The organism is Streptomyces sp. NPDC058000, from assembly GCF_042886435.1.
Lineage (GTDB): Bacteria > Actinomycetota > Actinomycetes > Streptomycetales > Streptomycetaceae > Streptomyces.
Map to the genome: position 1 here is coordinate 47,416 of NZ_JBHVQS010000011.1, position 16,124 is coordinate 63,539.

The following is a 16,124-nucleotide window of genomic DNA, read 5'->3' on the forward strand; positions in this document are numbered from 1 at the left end:
GGCCCGGCGGCCGCCGGGCCCCGCCACGGACCGGGTCAGTCGGGCAACGGGACGCACCACACGATGCGGGTGCCGCCGTCCTCAGGTGTCTCGACGGCCAGTTGACCGCCGTGCATCTCCGCCCGGGCCCGCATGTTCGCCAGGCCCCCGGTGTGCGGTGCGGCCCCGACACCCACCCCGTCGTCCGTCACCGCCAGCGTCACCGCGACCGCGGTCACCGACAGTGCCACGTCCAGATGGCGGGCGCGGGCGTGCCGGGCGGCGTTGCTGAGGGCCTCGGCGGTCACCGCCACGAGGTGCTGCGCCAGATCGTCGGGCACCGCCGCGTCCACCGGGCCGTCGATCCGCAGCGCCGGGGTGAAGCCGAGGGGACCGCCCGCCCGCCGCACGGTCTCGGTGAGGTCCCGGCGCAGACCGCGGCCGTCCTTGCCGTCCCCGGTGGTGCGCAGGCCGAAGATGGTGGACCGGATGATCTTGATGGTGGTGTCCAGGTCGTTGACCGCGCGGCCGACCCGTTCGGCGGCCTCCGGCCGTTCGATCAACCGGGTCGCGCTCTGCAACGTGATGCCGGTGGCGAACAGCCGCTGGATGGCGAGGTCGTGCAGGTCGCGGGCGATCCGGTCGCGGTCGTGGAGGACCGTCAGCTCCTCCGACTCGGCCCGCCGGCGGGCGAGTTCCAGGGCGATCACGGCCTGGTCGGCGAAGCCCGATATCAGCCTGACCTCGGCGTCGTCGAAGGCGGGCCGCCCGGCCAGGCGGCTCAGCCGCAGCGCACCGCAGCCGGTGTCCACCTGGAGCGGGACGGCGACCGCCGGCCCGTACACCTCACCGGGCTCCCCGGGCTCCCCGGACTCCCCGTGCAGAGCCGCCCCGTTCAACGCTTCCGCGGTCCCGGACCCGGTCCCGCTGCCCGGCCCGAGCGGGTACGCCCGCGGGTCGGCCCGCAGATCGGCGCTGACCACCGGACGGCCGCTGCGGACGGCCATCCCGGGCAGCGAACCGTCGGCCGGCACCCGCAACCCGGTGATCCGGCTCGCGCCCGTACCGCACGCCACCGCCACCGTCAGCTGGTCCGCGGACGGGGCCGCCGGCAGCAGGACCGCCGCACAGTCCGCGCCGGCGACCTCCCGCGCCCGCTCGGCGATCAGCCGCAGCACCTCGTCCGCGTCCGTACCGGACAACAGACTGCGGGTGATCTCGCCCAGCGCCTCCAGCCACCGCTCCCGGCGGCGGCTCTCGTGGTACATGCGGGCGTTGTCGATCGCCACTCCCGCCGCGATGGACAGCGTGGTCAGCACCGCCTCGTCGTCCGCGTCGAACGAGCCGCCGCCCCGTTTCTCGGTGAGGTAGAGATTGCCGAACACCTCGTCGCGGACCCGGACCGGCACCCCGAGGAAGGTCCGCATCGGGGGGTGGTTGGCCGGAAAGCCGTGGCTGTGCGGATGGCTCGTCAGGTCGGTGAGCCGCAGCGGTGCGGGGTTGCGGATCAGTTCCCCGAGGATGCCGTGGCCGCACGGCGTCCGGCCGATCAGCCCGATGAGCTCGTCGGACATCCCGACGGGCAGGAACTGCGACAACTGCCCGTCGCCGACCACGCCCAGCGCCCCGTATTCCGCGTCGGTGAGGGTGACCGCCGCCTCCACGATGCCCCTGAGCACCTGCGGGAGTTCGAGCCCCCGCCCCAGGCTCATCACCGCGTCGAGCAGGCCGCGCACCCGGTCCGGCTCATGGAGCTGGGGCCCGTGCGGACCGCTCGCGGCCGGTACGTACTGCTGCGATTCGGACATGACCGTGCTGCTCCCAAAGATCCCGTACGTCTGCTCGGCAGCGTACGTGATCATCACGGGGGCGCCGACGGACACCGGTGCCGACCGGCCATCCGGAGGGGCGTGCCACGGGGCCGGCCGTCCCCGTACGGAAGGCCGGTCGCGGTCGGGGGGAGGGCTGTTCGGCCCTGGGGGCCGTGGTTGCCGCCGGCTGACGATGTGTCTGCCGGGAAGGGCCGGTCTCCCCCGTGCCGATGGCTCTTCCCGGTCCTGGCCGCTTCCCGGCCCGATTCACGTTTCCGAGGTGGAGGACACAGCACCGTGGATGGTTGGGAAGTACGGACAACGGCGGTCAGGGAACCGGTGCGCGGCCGGGCCACGGCCCGGCCGCCACGCCGGCACAAGGTGGTGCAGTGGCTGACGACCACCGACCACAAGCAGATCGGGACGCTCTACCTCGTCTCGGCGTTCGTCTTCTTCCTCATCGGCGGCCTGATGGCCCTGCTGATGCGCGCCGAACTGGCCCGCCCGGGCACCCAGATCCTCTCCAACGAGCAGTTCAACCAGGCGTTCACCATGCACGGCTCGGTGATGCTGCTGCTCTTCGCCATGCCGCTGTTCACCGGCTTCGCCAACTGGCTGATGCCGCTTCAGATCGGCGCCCCCGACGTGGCCTTCCCCCGCCTGAACATGCTCGCCTTCTGGCTGTTCCTGTTCGGCTCGCTGATCGCCGCGGCCGGCTTCCTCACCCCACAGGGCGCCGCGGACTTCGGATACGCAGCGAATCGCCCGCCTTCGACCTCCACCACCCCACCGTCGACGCCCTCGTCGCGGCCCGCCCCACGGCCGACCGCTGAGGGAGGAAGGAGCGGTCATGCCGTCTCCCGCCGTACTCGCCCTCGGGGCCGCTGCCCTCAGCGCCTCCGGCTGCGTCTGGTACCTGCCGGCAGCGGCCGACCTACGGGCCGGGGCCGACCGCCCCACGTCCCGACGGCTCGCGGCCGCCGCCTGCCTGACCGCTTGGGCAACGATCGCGCTCTCGGCCCCGCTGCTGCTGGCGGCCGCCCCCTGGACCTCGCTCGGCGCCGTCACCGCCTTCGGCACCGGCGCCGCCCTGCTGCTCGCCGCCCTCGCCCGCGCCCGCCGCGGACATGAGTTGTCCGCGACCCGCCGGGCCTGGGCCGCACTGCGCCTGCGGCCTCCCGCCCGAGGGCGGTCCCCGTGGCGCCGCCCGACACGGGCCTTCCTCTGGTGGTTCCTGCCCGGTTACGCCGTGTTCGCCGGGGCGGTGGCGGTGGCAGTGGCGGTGGTGCTGATCGGGGGGACGGTGGGCAGGTGAGGCGGGCGAGCCCCACCGATGTCAGTGGGCGCCCGTACGGTGGGGGACATGACCGGTCTCCCCGTTCCCGTGCCCGACGTGGCTGTCCGCGTGCGGCTGAATGTCGGTGCCTGCGGTCCCTACGCGCATATCGTGGCGTGCTTCGAACCACCCGGGGCCGACGGTGGGTTGGAGCTGCTCAGCGCGGTGCCGCAGGCGCGCCTGCCCCGGGAGTATCTGCCGGCGTTGCGGGCCGGGCTGCTTGAGGGGCTCGCCGGGGTCGACGCGGCGGTGCTGATCACCGACGGCACGTTCCACGAGGTGGATTCGTGCGAGCTCGGATACCGGATAGCCGGCGCGCAGGCGGGGCGGGCGGCGCTGATCGGTGCGGGTCTGCTGCCGTCCGAGGAGGCCGGGGCACTGCGCTGGGCGACCTGGCCGGGCCGCCCGAACGGCCCGGCCGTCAAGCGCCGCGCCGCGGGGGGCCGGTAGCGGCCCGCGGCGCCGTGCGGGCCGCGGTCAGCGCAGCCGCAAGTCGATCCAGGGGATCGTGTCGCCCGGCAGGAGGTAGCGCTCGATCTCGATGAACCCGTGCTGCTGGGCGAACCGCAGGCCGTCCTCGTTCGACGCCAGCACGACGGTCTCGATGACCTGGGCACCCAGCTCCCGCGCCCGGTCCAGGCCCCGCGCGTAGAGCTCCGTTCCGAATCCGCGTCCGCGGTGGGCGGCGAGCACGCGGGCGATCACGGTGGCCGTCCGGGTGTCGTCGGCCGGCGGGCGCACGGTGCTGCAACCCACCAGTGTGTCGCCGAGGTAGGCGACCTCCAGGTGGTGTCGCCGGGACCGATCCCGCACGTCGTCCAGGGACAGGACGTGGGTGGGGATGATCGTGTTGTGGACGTGCTGCCAGTCGGTGAGTTCGGCCTCGGTGACCGGCTGCATGAGGCGAAGGTCGGACATTGCCGAAGGAAATCCTGGATGCCTTCGTTCGTCAACTGCGTTTGCCGGGAGGGCCGGGAGGGCCGGGAGGGCCGGGAGGGCCGGGAGAACGGGGCCAACGTGTCGGGGGCCGGCAACGATCCTCGCATCCCTCGGGAGGCCCGCCGACGAGGGGGCGGCCCCCGACTCAGGCCCGTGCGCCGCCGTCCACCCGCAGGACCGTACCGGTCACGTAGGAGGCGCGGTCGCTGAGCAGCCAGGCGGCGGCCTGGGCGACTTCGTCGGGATCGGCCGCGCGGCGCAGCGGGGTGTGCGCCGTGAGGTGCTCGGAGACACCGGGCGAGTCCGCTTCCCAGGCACGGACCATCTCGGTCAGCGTGAGGCCCGGGGCGATCGCGTGACCGCAACCTCGTGCGGCGCGCTTTCCTCGGGCCGCACCCCGAGGGGCGGCGGCTGTACGGGGTGTCCGACGCGGACGCGTTCGCCCGCACCTCCGCCCAGAACCTGCGCGCCACCGCCGCCCGCTACCCCGAGGACCCCGAGGTGGCCGAGCTGGTGGGGGAACTCCTCGCCGGAAGCGACGACTTCGCCCGGCTGTGGGCCTCGCATGACGTGTGTGCCGAGACCGCCCTGTGCAAGACCTTCCAGCACCCGCTGGTCGGCTTGGTCACCGTCAACTGTGACGTCCTCGACATCAGCGACCGGGACCAACAGGTCGTGATCTACACCGCCACCCCCGGCTCACCGTCCGAGGAGGCGCTGCGGCTGCTGTCGGTCATCGGCACACAGCGCATGGACGTGTCCCCCTGAGCCACCGCAGTACGACGAGCGGTGGCCCGAAAGGTGGCCCGAGGCCGAGCCACCGCGCTGCCCCTGAGGCGTCGGCCTACTGATGTGGCGTCGGCCTACCGCTATGGCGTCGGCCTACTGCCGTGCGAGCCAGAGGTCGGGGCCGAACACCTCGTAGTGGATCGTCTGCGGCGGGATCCCGCGGTGGAGCAGGGCGCCGCGGAGGGCGCGCATGAACGGCAGGGGGCCGCAGAGGTAGCTGGTGAGGTCCTGGGGGAGCGGGAGCCGGCCGATGTCCACCCGGCCCGATGACACCGTCGCCGGTGCTTGAAGGGAGGGCAGGGAAGGGAGGGAAGAGAGGGCAGGGAGGGAAGACGGGGCCGGCAGGGCCGACGCGGGGGCGGCCGTCCGGTGGCCCGGCTCCTCGTACCACAGGTGGAGCGTGGCGCGGGGCAGTCTGCCGACCAGGTGGTGCAGCTCGTCGCGGTGGGCGTGGTCGGTCGGGGTGCGGTCGGCGTGGACGACGGTGACCGGTCGGGACGATCCGGTGGCGGCCAGGTGGTGGAGCATGGCGAGCATGGGGGTGCTGCCGATGCCGGCGGAGGCCAGCAGCAGCGGTCCGCCGCCGGCCGGCAGCGTCAGGTCGCCGAACGGGGCGGAGACGGCGAGCACGTCGCCGATGCGGGCCTGGTCGTGGAGCCAGGAGGACACCTCGCCAGCCGGCCCGGTGTCGGCACACAGGCGCTTGACGGTGATCCGCCACTCCGGCCGGCCGGGAGCGCCGGAGAGGCTGTACTGGCGGATCTGCCGTGCGCCATCCGGGAGTTCGACCTGCACGCTGACGTACTGGCCGGGGTGGAAGGCGCGGGCCGGGGTGCCGTCCGCCGGGAGCAGGGTGAGCGCGAGCGCGTCGGGGGTCTCCTGGTGCCGGCCGACGACCGTCATCCGCTGCCACGTTCCGCCCTCGGGGGTGCCGTGCTGCTCGTAGAGACGGGCTTCGACGGAGATCAGCGCGTTGGCCATCAGCCAGTAGACCTCGTCCCAGGCGTCTGCGACCTGGGGGGTGACGGCCGTGCCGAGGACGTCGGCTATCGCCGCGAGCAGGTGCTCGTTGACGGTCTTGTACTGGTCCGCGGTGACGCCGAGCGAGGCGTGCTTGTGCGCGATACGGGCGAGCATCGCGTCGGGGCGGGTGTCGGGGTGCGCCAGCAGCATGCCGGCGAAGGCCGCGATCGAGCCTGCCAGGGCCTGCTGCTGCTCGCCGTTGGCCTGGTTGCCGGGGTTGAAGAGGTCGCGCAGCAGTTCCGGATGGGCGTCGAACAACTTCCGGTAGAAGAGCGTGGTGATCTCTTCGATGGCGGCGCCCACGACGGGCAGGGTTGCACGGATGACGGGTGTGGACTGCTCGGAGAGCACCAGTCACCTCCAATAACTTGTAGATGATCTACCAATTTACGAGCGCGATGGATCTGTGGGCGGCGCTCCAGGGTGGAGTGCCCGCGCAGGGTGGTGCGTGGGGTCAGTCGGGACGCCGGCCGGTCGGGCCGGTGAGGCTGAGCAATACCGGACCGGTGGGTGAGGCCACCACATCGGACACCGTGAGCGGATCGAGCGTGGCGTAGAACGCCTCCTGCGCCTCGCGCAGTGCCCGGCGGAGTCGACAGGCCGCCCGCAGCGGGCACGGCGGGTCGCCCTCGCAGGCGACGACCTCGTCCTCGCCCTCCAGCTCGCGCACCAGCCAGCCCACCGACGCCCGGTGTCCCAGTCCGGTCAGTTCGAGTCCGCCGCCGCGTCCCCGCCGGGCCTCGACCACGCCGAGGTGCTGGAGCCGGCTGATCGCCTTCGCCATATGCGTGTACGGCACGTCCATCACCTCGGCCACCTCGCGGGTGGTCAGGGTGGCACCCCGCTCCGCGACGGCCAGGCGCATGACGGCGCGCAGCGCCAGGTCAGTGAACTTCGTCAACCGCACGCCACGACGGTATCAAATGCGCATGTTAGGTTCCTATTCGAGGGTGGTTCCGTATTCAAGGGTCGTGGTCAAGGGCCGTATCCCCGGGAGGGCGCGGTGCCTGTGTCGACCGCGTCGGCGGCGTCGGCTGCGTCCTCATGCCCGTCGTCGCGTAGGACCAGGACGCGGAGGAGTAGCAGCGGAGGAGTAGTAATGGACGCGCAAGAACCGCATGGACACGCATCGGATGGTGACCATTGATGGCTGACACCCCGCACACCGGCGGCGCCGATTCCCCCGGCGGCTCCGACGCCACCGCAGAGCCGGTGCCGCGGCTGCTCTGCGATGCCCGGGAGCTCGCCGCGGTCGAGCCGGCGCCGGCCGGAGCGCTGTGGCGCCTGGCCGAGACGGGCCGCCAACTCGACGCCAACCTCGTCCGGCTGCCGCCCGAAGGACGCATCGACACGCACGTCGAGCCGGACCTCGACGTGATCCTCTACGTCGTGTCCGGCGACGGCGTCGTGGACACGGCTCAGGACCGGCAGTCGCTCACCGAGGGCAGCGTGGTGTGGCTGCCCCACGGGTCTCGCCGCAGTCTGGCCGCGGGCCGGAACGGCCTGGCGTACCTCACGGTCCACCGTCGCCGCCCCGGCCTACAGGTCAAGAGCCGCGCCGGCTCCTGACCCGCCTACCGCTGACCCGCCTACCGCGCGGCCGTCGCCGTCGCCGCGGGGAGTGCGGGCCGCAGCGGCCGGAACGTGCGGGCGGTGACGTCCCAGCCCAGGGTCCGCCCGGTGCGGTCGTCGTACTGCCAGGTGTGGACGCGGAGCCGACGGGTGGCGAGGCGGCGGGTGACGCACGGGTAGGTCCGCAGGTGGTGGAGCTGGGCCAGCAGGTGGCGCTGTTCCGGCGTGCGGCTGCCGGCGGCCCGCTGATCGCGGTCGGGCCCGGGGCGGTGGGCGGGGCGGGTGAACCAGTTGCGCGCGAGCGGCAGTTCCGAGGACGGCGGCTCGTCCTGGAGGGCCCGGAGGGCGGTGCAGTCGGTGTGGCCGCACAGGATGATGTCCGGGACCTGAAGTGCACCGAGGGCGAATTCGAGGGTGGCCGCGATCCCGCAGTGGGCGTCGGAGCGGTAGCGCGGGACGATATGGCCCGTGGTGCGGAGTTCGTGGAGCTCACCCGGTGCGGTGCCGGTGAGCAGGGTGGGCACGACCCGGGAGTCGGAGCAGGCGATGAACAGCGCCCGGGGGGCCGGGCCGTGCGACGGCTCGTCGGCGGCCGGGCCGGTTTCGGCCGGCGAGTGGGGGAGGGGGTGGGGGTGGGCGGAGCTGACGAAAGTACGCATGACTGACCTCCGGTGGGATGGGTGTGAGGTAGTTGACGTGAGAGGGCGCGGGGTGCATGTCTCCCGGGCGGGAGGATGACGGGGGGTGTGACGGACGGACCTAGGTCGCGGCCGGGACGCGATCGTTGGGGCGGGCCGCGCCGGGCAGGGTGACCGTGAAGCGTGCGCCGCCCCCGTCGGCGTCGCCGACCTCGATGCGGCCGCCGTGCCGGTGGATGACGTCGCGGACGATGGCCAGCCCCAGGCCGGCCCCGCCCTCGTCCCGGGTGCGGGCGTCGTCGAGGCGGATGAAGCGGGTGAAGATGCGTTCCCGGTCGGCCGGGGGGATTCCGGGGCCGTCGTCGGTGACGTGCAGGGCGACCGTGCCGGCCGCGCCGCGGTGTACGGCGACGCGGACGACCGAGCCGGCATGGCGCTGGGCGTTGTCGAGCAGGTTGCCCAGCACCCGGGCGAGTTGGGTGTGGCTGGCACTGACCGGGAGGGGCTCGTCGGGCAGGTCGGCGGTGACCGGGAGGCGGTCGCCGGACCGGTGCGCCAATTCGTCCCGGACGAGTTCGGCCAGGTCCAGGCGCCCGGCGCGGGGCCGTTCACCGGCGTCCAGACGGGCCAGGAGCAGCAGATCGGACGCGACGCGTTCCAGGCGGACGGTGTCCTCGATCAGGCCGTCCAGTTCCAGCAGGTGCGGATGGGCCCGGGCGACCTCCAACTGGGTGCGGAGACTGGCGATCGGGCTGCGCAGTTCGTGCGAGGCGTCGGCGACGAACTGCCGCTGGCGTTCCACCGACTTCTCCAGGGCGGCGAGCGTGGCGTTGGTGGTCTGCGCGAGCCGGGCGACCTCGTCGCGCGAAGCGGGCTGGGGAACCCGCCGGGACAGGTCGCCGCCCATGATCTCGGCGAGTTCGGCCCGGATGCCCTCGACCGGGCGCAGGGCGCGGCGGGTCACCAACCACGTCACCGCGGCGACGACGAGCAGCAGCGCCGGCAGGCCGATCAGCATCGCGTCGCGTACTCCGTCCACCGCCTGCCGTTCGGTGTTGAGGGAGGAGCCGGCGTAGATGGTGACGGTCTGCCCGGTCGGGGTGGTGGCGAGCAGCCCGGCGAACCGGAAGTCCTGACCGGCGAGGTGGTCGTCGTGCAGCGTCAGGGTGACCGTGCGGAACGCGGCGTGGTCGGCGGCGGAGCCGCGCACCGGGGTGTCGTTGTCATCGTCGTCGTGGTCATCGAGGGCGTCCGACGACGCCGTACGGTGCGGCGCGGGGGCGAAGTCGGCCAGCGGCGGGGCGTGGTGGAGGTTGTCGCCGGCGGCCAGCACCGTGCGGTCGGGGGTTACCACCTGGACGGGCCGGTCGTCCTCGTCGGGCAGGTTGAGGTGGTCGAAGGGCGTACCGACCGCGACCTGGGTGGCGACCCCGCGGGCGGCCACCTCCGCCTGGAGACCGGCGCTGTCGACGAGGTTGCGCTGTAGTTCGGCGAGGACCGCGGCCCCGGCGGCGACCAGTGCCAGGGCCACCACCAGGGTGGATGCCAAGGTGGTGCGGGCCCGGACGGATCCCCACCAGCGGGGTGCGCGCGGCTGCGACGGCGCGGCGGTGGTCCGCTCAGCCACGGTCGGCCGCCAGCCGGTAACCGGCACCGCGCACGGTGGTGATCGAGCGGCGACCGAACGGGGCGTCGATCTTCCGCCGCAGCGCGCTGATGTAGACCTCGATGATGTTCGGGTCGCCGTCGTAGGCGAAGTCCCAGACGTGCTCCAATATGTCCGCCTTGGAGACCACCTGGTCGGCGCGCGACGCCAGGTATTCCAGCACCGCGAACTCCTTGGCGGTGAGCGGGATCTCCTCCTCGCCGCGGGCGCAACGGCGACCGTTCGGGTCCAGGACCAGGTCGCCGAGCCGGAGCACGGGACTGCCACCGCGGGTCCGGCGGCGCAGCAGTGCGCGGACCCGGGCCAACAGGACCACGTAGGAGAACGGTTTGGTGAGGTAGTCGTCGGCGCCGGTGTCCAGCCCCTCCGCCTCGTCGTACTCGCCGTCCTTGGCGGTCAGCATCAGGATCGGGGTCTCGTCGCCGGTCGCACGCAGGGTCGCGCAGACCCGGTAGCCGTTCATCCCGGGCAGCATGATGTCGAGGATGAGCAGGTCGTAGCCCTGGGTGGTGGCCAGGTGCAGACCTTCCCGGCCGTCGTGTACCACGTCCACGGCGAAGCCCTCCGCCGCCAACCCCTTGGCCAGGGTGGTGGCGAGGCGTTTTTCGTCCTCCACGATCAGCAGGCGCATGACGTCAGACTGCCAGACCGTTCCTGAAGGGCTCTTCAGGAAGCTTCAGGCCGGCTTCAGCTTCGGGACGGCACGGTGGTGACCGTTCTGACACACCGTCGGCCGGACCGGGTCCGGCCGTCACCAGCAGGAGGTTCCCATGGCAGCATCCCGCATCCGCCGCGCACTGACCGGCCGACGCCGCTGGATCGCGGTCGGCGCCGCCGCGGCCGTGCTCGCCGCGGGCGGCACCGCGGTCGCCGTCGCAGCCACCGGCGACACCGTCGGGCCGTTGGACACCGGCCGGCAGCGGGCCGTCGACGCCGCGCGCAAGGTGGTGCCGGACAGCCGGATCGTCTCGGTGGAGCCGGACCACGAGCACGGCGTCCGGGTGTGGGAGGTCGAACTCCGCACCAGCAACGGCGCCGAGCACGAGGTGGACGTCAGCGTGGCGAACGGAAAGGTGGTCAGCCACGGCATCGACCACGACCACGACGACGACGTCCCCGGCGACCGGAACGACGACTGACCATCGGTACGGCCCGTCACGGGCTCCCCGGTGCCGTCCCGTTCCCCTCCCCGCCGTCGTGCCCGGCGGTGGGTGCGCCGCCCATCATGCGGAGCATCTCCCGGCCACCGGTGCGGAAGAACCGCACCAGGAGGGCGGCGGCCAGGACGAGGAAGGCGATGTTGAGCCAGGTGGTGTAGTTCAGGGCGACGCCTTCCTGCGGGATCCTCGCCCGGGCCTGGTCCGGGACGAGGCCGAGGCCGCCGAAGACGAACTCGACGACGTAGCCGGCGACGACGATCGCGACGTAGAAGGTGCCGAGCAGGAACAGCGCCATCCTGACGCCGTAGTACTTCCGGTAGATGGTGAGGATCGGCAGGATCAGCAGATCGGCGAAGATGAACGCCACCACACCGCCGAAGCTGATCCCGCCCTTCCACAGCACCACGGCGAGCGGCACATTGCCGATGGAGCAGACGAACGACGCCATCGCGACCAGGGGACCGATGAGCGGACCCCACAGTTTGGCGGCGAGCGGATGGCCTTCGAAGAAGAAGGACCGCCAGAAGGCGTCCGGCACCCACGCGGCGATGGCACCGGCGATCAACAGGCCGATCACCAGGTCCCGCAGGATCGCCGCCCACTCCATGACGAAGACGTGCGCGGTGGCCGTGACGCCCTCGGGGGAGAACAGCCGGCGGAGGAAGGAGCCCGGACGCCGGACGGACATGTCCATCGCGGCGTGCCCTTCCATCGAACCGGCCAGGCCGCGCTCGGCCTGCGCCCGGGCCTCGCGCAGCAGCGCCTCGCGCAGGAACAGCCGCAGCAGCACCGCCAGCACCACGATCATGATCGGTCCGCCCACGAACTCGGCGACCGTGAACTGCCACCCCATCAGCAACGCCAGGATGACCCCGAGTTCCACGACGAGATTGGTGGAGGCGATCTCGAACGCCATCGCCGCGGTGAAGTCCGCCCCCTTCCGGAACAGCGAACGGGCCAGCGCGACCGCGGCGTACGAACACGAGGACGAGGCCGCACCCAGGCCGGCGGCGAGCGCGAGGGTGCGGGGGCGGTCGTCACCGAGGAGCGCGACCACGGTGGACTTGCGGACCACCGCCTGCACGACGGCGGACAGCCCGAAGCCCAGGATCAGCGCCCAGGCGATCTCCCAGGTCATCGAGCCGGTGATCGACAGCGCATGCAGGACGGGGTGCATGCCCGCATCCTTTCCCGGGCAGCCCGCCCGGCCGCTGACGGACACGCACGGGCGCCGGGGACGCGGTACCCACTGCCGGGCCGCGGGGCCGGCCTCCGGCACCGGGAAAACCCGTTGCGGCGCCCGCACTCCGCCGGCACAGAATCAGCGGGTGCAGATCCTCGCGTTCCCCGAAGCCGCCACGCCCGTCGAACTCCGCACCCAGGTGCGGGAGATCCAGGAGCAGGCGTGGCCCTCGGAGCCCGGCGTGACCCCCCGGCCCGATACGCCGGTTCACGACCCCGCGCTGCGACCGCGGTCGATGCTGCTGACGACCGGCGGGACCGTCCTCGCCGCCCTGGACGTCCTCACCAAGGAGATCCACCACGCCGGCCGCAGCTACGTCGCCGGTGGCCTGAGCACGGTGGTGACGCGCGAGGAGGCACGCGGCCGCGGGTACGGCCGGCACCTGGTGACCGCGGCCCGGGACGCCCTGGCCGGCGACGGGTACGACCTGGGGTTGTTCACCTGCGACCGACCGCTGCGCGCGTTCTACGAGAGCGCGGGCTGGCACCACCTCCCGGACACCGTCCTCGTCGGCGGTACACCGCAGGCCCCCTTCCCCAGCGACCGGCCCGGATTCGACAAGGTCACCATGGCCGACTTCTTCTCGCCCCGCGCCCGGCGGGCCCGCGCGTCGTTCCGGGGCAGCCGCATCGCGCTCCACTCGGGAGACATCGACAAACTCTGGTGATTCCCGGCATGTCCGCCCAAGGAAGGGAACCTCGGGCTCCGGATATCTCTCTTTCCTCCTCGGACGAAAGAACGGACGAACGGACGAACCGCCGCAGCGCGCGGCGCGGGAAGGAGCGGACATGGGACGCCGGACGGGGAACGGCACACGGGCGTTGCTGACGCTGGCCCTGGCGGCCGCGGTGACCGGCTGCACGGCCGGCCAGGACGCGGCCGACCCGGCGGACGCCGCCTCCCGCCGGCCCCACGGCAAGGGCAGCTCGGGCGGCTTCGTCGTCCAGTACCGCACCGGCGGCAAGGCGGCGTCCGCCACCGCGTATCTGCGCACGCGCCGCATCCTGGACAAGGCGGCCGAGCGACTCAACGACACCGTCCAGGTGCCGCACCGCATACCGTTCGTGGTCCGCTCGTGCGGCGCGGCCGAACCCGCCTACGACCCGGAGACCGGCACCATCGACTTCTGCGCGGAGCACGTCGACGAGATACGCGACCGCTTCGCACACGCCGGCCAGGGCGCCGGCCGGCAGGGCGACCCGGATGCCGGCGACGCACACGTGGCCGCCGTACTGGAGGAGACCGCCTACCACGAGAGCGCCCACGCCCTGATCGACCGCCTCGGTCTGCGCTTCACCGGCCGGGAGGAGGACGTGGCCGACCAGCTCGCCGCGGTGCTGCTGATCGGCCAGGGCCGCGCCGGCGAGACCAAGGCCCTGGCCGCCGCCACGGATTACGCCCTGGCCGCCAAGGAGACCCCGTTCGACGCGACCGATCTGCTCGACGAGCACAGCCTGGACGGCCAACGCGCGGCGAACTACGCCTGCTACGTCTACGGTGCGCAGCCGGCCCGGCACGAGGACCTCGTCGGTGCCGGCGGCCGGGTCACCGAGGACCGCGCCGAAGCCTGCCCCGACGAGTGGGAGCAGGCCAGGAGCGGCTGGCAGCAACTCCTCGCCGGCCACCTCAAGCGCAACGCGTCACGGCGGCGATGACCGTCGTCACGACCTTGCGGACGGCCGCGGCCTCCGGCGGCGCGCCCTCCCGATCGGCGAACAGCAGGTGGCCGGCCCCGATCAGGGTCGGCGCCAGGGTGTCGACGTCGGCGTCCGCCGCGACCCGACCCAGCTCGCGCTCGGCGTCCAGGTAGACGCTGATCATCGCGGTGGCCTCGGTGAGGAGCGGGATGCCGACCGAGCCGCCCTGCCGCAGCAGGGCGCGCAGACCGTCGCGGGAGATGACGAGGCCGACGATCGCCACGGCGACCGATCCGAACACGTCCAGCACTGCGGTGGTGAGGTTGTCGGCCACGGTGCTGGTCCCGGCGGACTTGCGCAGGGCGGCGGACTGCTCGTCGATCCGGCCGATTCGGTCCCGTACGAGCTCGGCCAGGAAGGCGTCGAAATCGGCGAAGTGCCGGTGCAGGACCCCTTTGGCGCAGCCCGCCTCCGTGGTGACCGCCCGGCTGGTCAGTGCGTTCTGCCCGTCCCGCAGCAGGATGCGCTCGGCGGCGTCGAACAGCTGCTCCCGGACGTCGCGGATGGCCACCCCTGTCGGCACGGTGCACCTCTTCTTCGTTGGCCGGCCCCCGGTTGTCGCCCACCCGGTTGACGAGTGGGCATGCGCCCACCATAGTGGGCGCATGCCCACTATACCGCCCTCCGGGCGCCCCGAACCTCATCAACGCCGCCCGTTAGCAGTGTCGTTCGGCACGGACGCCGCACGCTATGACCGGGCCCGACCCCGCTACCCCGACGCCCTGGTGCAGCGGATCGTCGCTGGTCGACCCGACCTCGACGTCCTCGACGTCGGTTGCGGAACGGGCATCGCCGCCCGTCAGTTCCAGGCGGCCGGCTGCCGGGTGCTCGGGGTGGAGCCCGACGCACGGATGGCCGACGTGGCACGGGACTTCGGCACCGAGGTCGACGTCGCGGCGTTCGAGGACTGGGAGCCCGCCGGCCGGAACTACGACGCGGTGGTCGCCGGCACGGCCTGGCACTGGATCGACCCGGTCGCGGGCGCGGACAAGGCCGCCCGGGCGCTGCGCCCCGGCGGCCTGCTGGCGCCGTTCTGGAACGTCTTCCGCTTCCCCTCCGACATGGCGGACGCCGTCGCCGAGGTCTGCCGGCGGGTACTGCCCGACGCCCCGTTCGACCTCACGGCGATGGCGAAGGGGGCCCTGGACGCCTACCGGCCGGTGTTCGCCAGGACCGCCGACGGGATCCGGAATGCGGGCCGGTTCGAGGAACCGGAGCAGTGGCGCTACGACTGGGAGTGGACCTACACCCGGGATGCCTGGTTGGACCAGATGCCCACCCTCGGCGCCTTCACCAGGCTCCCACCGGGCGTGCTGGCGGAGGTGCTGGCGGGCGTCGGAGCCGCCATCGACGCACAGGGCGGCAGCTTCACGATGGGCTACGCGACGATGGCGGTCGCCGCGGTGCGCACGGAAGCCGCCTGAACCACGGGCCGGAGTCCGACAGTTGCCGACCCCGACCCCGACCCCGACCCCGGCCCCGGCCCCGGCCCCGACCCCGACCCCGACCCCGACCCCGACCCCGGCTCTAGTTGTTCACCGTCCCCGGCACGCCTCGCATACCTGCCCTGGACGCGGTGGCAGGGGGAGAGACGGGGTGTGGTGGAGCGTCAGGACGGCACCCGCGGAGCTACCTGGGCGGCGAAACCGGCGGCGGAGTTGCACAGGTCCGGTTGGGCTCCGCTGTCCGACTTGGCGTGCACCATCGCCTTCCCGAACGAGGTGGGCCACAGGACCACGCACCCCAGGTCGTTCCCGGTGACCGACGCGGAGGGAATGCCGGAGACGCTGGTCGGTGTGGGCTCCGGTGACACCGGGAGGTCCTTGGAGTAGATCAGCGTGTAGGTGACGGACGCGCCGCCGCCCGAGGACCCGGTCCCGCTCCAGCTGCACGCCTTCAGCCCGGCCTGCGGGTTGGCGGGATTGTCGGAGCGGCCCGGGGACAGGCCCAAGGTCGCGGCCGTGTTCGCGTCGAGCGCCGAGCAGGGGTCGGCGGCCGTGCCGAGGTCGCCCGGCCCCGACGAGGGCGCGGGCTCGCCGGGGGTGCTCGACCAGCTGCCGCCGGGCGCGGAGGGCGGGATGCCACTCCATCCCGGGGAGCCCTGACTGTCGTCGCGCGCCAGCTGCCACAGGCCGACGACGGCCGCCGCGACCAGCACGAGCACCGTGACCGTCACGATCAACATGCGACGCGACCTGCCGTCCGGTAGCGCGTTGGTCGGACGCGACGGCTCCACCCACTCCTGTGTGTCCTCGTTCCACTGGTCCATGC

General features: G+C 72.9%; 17 protein-coding genes and 3 pseudogenes. 9 read left to right on the forward strand and 11 right to left on the reverse strand.

Going from position 1 to position 16,124, the window contains the following annotated elements; all coding sequences use genetic code 11:
• Nucleotides 1–35: 35 nt before the first annotated feature.
• On the reverse strand, nucleotides 36–1,787 hold the full coding sequence (locus ACFVT2_RS14220; RefSeq protein WP_390016639.1) for a GAF domain-containing protein: 1,752 nt from the start codon (nucleotides 1,785–1,787) through the stop codon (nucleotides 36–38).
• Nucleotides 1,788–2,129: 342 nt separating this feature from the next.
• Here ACFVT2_RS14220 and ACFVT2_RS14225 point away from each other — a divergent pair.
• The 3 genes and pseudogenes from ACFVT2_RS14225 to ACFVT2_RS14235 form a co-directional block, all read left to right on the forward strand.
• Nucleotides 2,130–2,582 (forward strand): annotated as a pseudogene (locus tag ACFVT2_RS14225) (cbb3-type cytochrome c oxidase subunit I); the annotation flags it as partial.
• Nucleotides 2,583–2,640: 58 nt separating this feature from the next.
• Nucleotides 2,641–3,105, forward strand: a complete 465-nt coding sequence (locus ACFVT2_RS14230; protein WP_390016642.1) for a hypothetical protein — start codon at nucleotides 2,641–2,643, stop codon at nucleotides 3,103–3,105.
• 48 nt (nucleotides 3,106–3,153) lie between these two features.
• Nucleotides 3,154–3,576, forward strand: a complete 423-nt coding sequence (locus tag ACFVT2_RS14235; protein WP_390016644.1) for a hypothetical protein — start codon at nucleotides 3,154–3,156, stop codon at nucleotides 3,574–3,576.
• A gap of 27 nt (nucleotides 3,577–3,603) precedes the next feature.
• On the opposite strand, the gene ACFVT2_RS14240 is transcribed toward ACFVT2_RS14235, so the two are convergent.
• Complete coding sequence (locus ACFVT2_RS14240; protein ID WP_390016646.1) at nucleotides 3,604–4,044, reverse strand: GNAT family N-acetyltransferase; 441 nt, start codon at nucleotides 4,042–4,044, stop codon at nucleotides 3,604–3,606.
• A gap of 166 nt (nucleotides 4,045–4,210) precedes the next feature.
• A pseudogene (locus ACFVT2_RS14245) lies at nucleotides 4,211–4,423 on the reverse strand (SDR family oxidoreductase); the annotation flags it as partial.
• Between ACFVT2_RS14245 and ACFVT2_RS14250 the strand changes: the two are divergent.
• Nucleotides 4,420–4,833, forward strand: a pseudogene (locus ACFVT2_RS14250) (transcriptional regulator); the annotation flags it as partial. The pseudogenes ACFVT2_RS14245 and ACFVT2_RS14250 sit on opposite strands and share 4 nt — an antisense overlap.
• A 114-nt stretch (nucleotides 4,834–4,947) precedes the next feature.
• Here ACFVT2_RS14250 and ACFVT2_RS14255 read toward each other — a convergent pair.
• Nucleotides 4,948–6,228: a globin domain-containing protein gene (locus tag ACFVT2_RS14255; RefSeq protein ID WP_390016649.1), complete on the reverse strand. Its 1,281-nt coding sequence runs from the start codon at nucleotides 6,226–6,228 to the stop codon at nucleotides 4,948–4,950.
• Between the two features lie 103 nt (nucleotides 6,229–6,331).
• Nucleotides 6,332–6,784 carry an RrF2 family transcriptional regulator gene (locus ACFVT2_RS14260; RefSeq protein ID WP_390016652.1) on the reverse strand — a complete coding sequence of 151 codons (453 nt, stop codon included), beginning with the start codon at nucleotides 6,782–6,784 and terminating at the stop codon, nucleotides 6,332–6,334.
• Between the two features lie 239 nt (nucleotides 6,785–7,023).
• On the opposite strand from ACFVT2_RS14260, the gene ACFVT2_RS14265 reads away from it, so the two are divergent.
• A complete protein-coding gene (locus ACFVT2_RS14265) occupies nucleotides 7,024–7,446 on the forward strand; it encodes a cupin domain-containing protein (protein ID WP_390016655.1) in 423 nt (140 codons plus the stop codon).
• 20 nt (nucleotides 7,447–7,466) lie between these two features.
• Here the strand turns inward: ACFVT2_RS14265 and ACFVT2_RS14270 are convergent, their stop codons facing one another.
• The 3 genes from ACFVT2_RS14270 to ACFVT2_RS14280 form a co-directional block, all read right to left on the reverse strand.
• Nucleotides 7,467–8,108 carry a carbonic anhydrase gene (locus ACFVT2_RS14270; RefSeq protein ID WP_390016658.1) on the reverse strand — a complete coding sequence of 214 codons (642 nt, stop codon included), beginning with the start codon at nucleotides 8,106–8,108 and terminating at the stop codon, nucleotides 7,467–7,469.
• A gap of 100 nt (nucleotides 8,109–8,208) precedes the next feature.
• Nucleotides 8,209–9,714 carry a sensor histidine kinase gene (locus ACFVT2_RS14275; RefSeq protein ID WP_390016661.1) on the reverse strand — a complete coding sequence of 502 codons (1,506 nt, stop codon included), beginning with the start codon at nucleotides 9,712–9,714 and terminating at the stop codon, nucleotides 8,209–8,211.
• Entirely contained in the window at nucleotides 9,707–10,384 is a 678-nt protein-coding gene (locus ACFVT2_RS14280; RefSeq protein WP_390016664.1) for a response regulator transcription factor, read from the reverse strand. Before ACFVT2_RS14280 ends, ACFVT2_RS14275 begins: the two co-directional genes overlap by 8 nt.
• A 139-nt stretch (nucleotides 10,385–10,523) precedes the next feature.
• Between ACFVT2_RS14280 and ACFVT2_RS14285 the strand changes: the two genes are divergently transcribed.
• The gene (locus ACFVT2_RS14285) at nucleotides 10,524–10,892 is read left to right on the forward strand and encodes a PepSY domain-containing protein (RefSeq protein ID WP_390016666.1); all 369 of its coding nucleotides are present in this window, start codon (nucleotides 10,524–10,526) and stop codon (nucleotides 10,890–10,892) included.
• 16 nt (nucleotides 10,893–10,908) lie between these two features.
• Here ACFVT2_RS14285 and ACFVT2_RS14290 read toward each other — a convergent pair whose 3' ends face one another.
• Nucleotides 10,909–12,090 (reverse strand): permease, encoded by a 1,182-nt coding sequence (locus tag ACFVT2_RS14290; RefSeq protein WP_390016669.1) that lies wholly within the window; start codon nucleotides 12,088–12,090, stop codon nucleotides 10,909–10,911.
• Between the two features lie 151 nt (nucleotides 12,091–12,241).
• Between ACFVT2_RS14290 and ACFVT2_RS14295 the strand changes: the two genes are divergently transcribed.
• Together ACFVT2_RS14295 and ACFVT2_RS14300 are read left to right on the forward strand one after the other, a co-directional pair.
• Nucleotides 12,242–12,823 carry a GNAT family N-acetyltransferase gene (locus ACFVT2_RS14295; protein WP_390016672.1) on the forward strand — a complete coding sequence of 194 codons (582 nt, stop codon included), beginning with the start codon at nucleotides 12,242–12,244 and terminating at the stop codon, nucleotides 12,821–12,823.
• Between the two features lie 121 nt (nucleotides 12,824–12,944).
• Nucleotides 12,945–13,811, forward strand: coding sequence for a DUF4344 domain-containing metallopeptidase (locus tag ACFVT2_RS14300; protein ID WP_390016675.1), 867 nt, complete (start codon nucleotides 12,945–12,947; stop codon nucleotides 13,809–13,811).
• Here the strand turns inward: ACFVT2_RS14300 and ACFVT2_RS14305 are convergent.
• Nucleotides 13,783–14,376 (reverse strand): TetR/AcrR family transcriptional regulator, encoded by a 594-nt coding sequence (locus tag ACFVT2_RS14305; protein WP_390016678.1) that lies wholly within the window; start codon nucleotides 14,374–14,376, stop codon nucleotides 13,783–13,785. The two genes, ACFVT2_RS14300 and ACFVT2_RS14305, sit on opposite strands and share 29 nt — an antisense overlap.
• An 82-nt stretch (nucleotides 14,377–14,458) precedes the next feature.
• Here ACFVT2_RS14305 and ACFVT2_RS14310 point away from each other — a divergent pair, with 82 nt between their 5' ends.
• Complete coding sequence (locus tag ACFVT2_RS14310) at nucleotides 14,459–15,277, forward strand: class I SAM-dependent methyltransferase (protein ID WP_390016681.1); 819 nt, start codon at nucleotides 14,459–14,461, stop codon at nucleotides 15,275–15,277.
• A gap of 185 nt (nucleotides 15,278–15,462) precedes the next feature.
• Here the strand turns inward: ACFVT2_RS14310 and ACFVT2_RS14315 are convergent, their stop codons facing one another.
• Nucleotides 15,463–16,122, reverse strand: coding sequence for a DUF3558 family protein (locus tag ACFVT2_RS14315; RefSeq protein ID WP_390016683.1), 660 nt, complete (start codon nucleotides 16,120–16,122; stop codon nucleotides 15,463–15,465).
• Nucleotides 16,123–16,124: the final 2 nt, after the last annotated feature.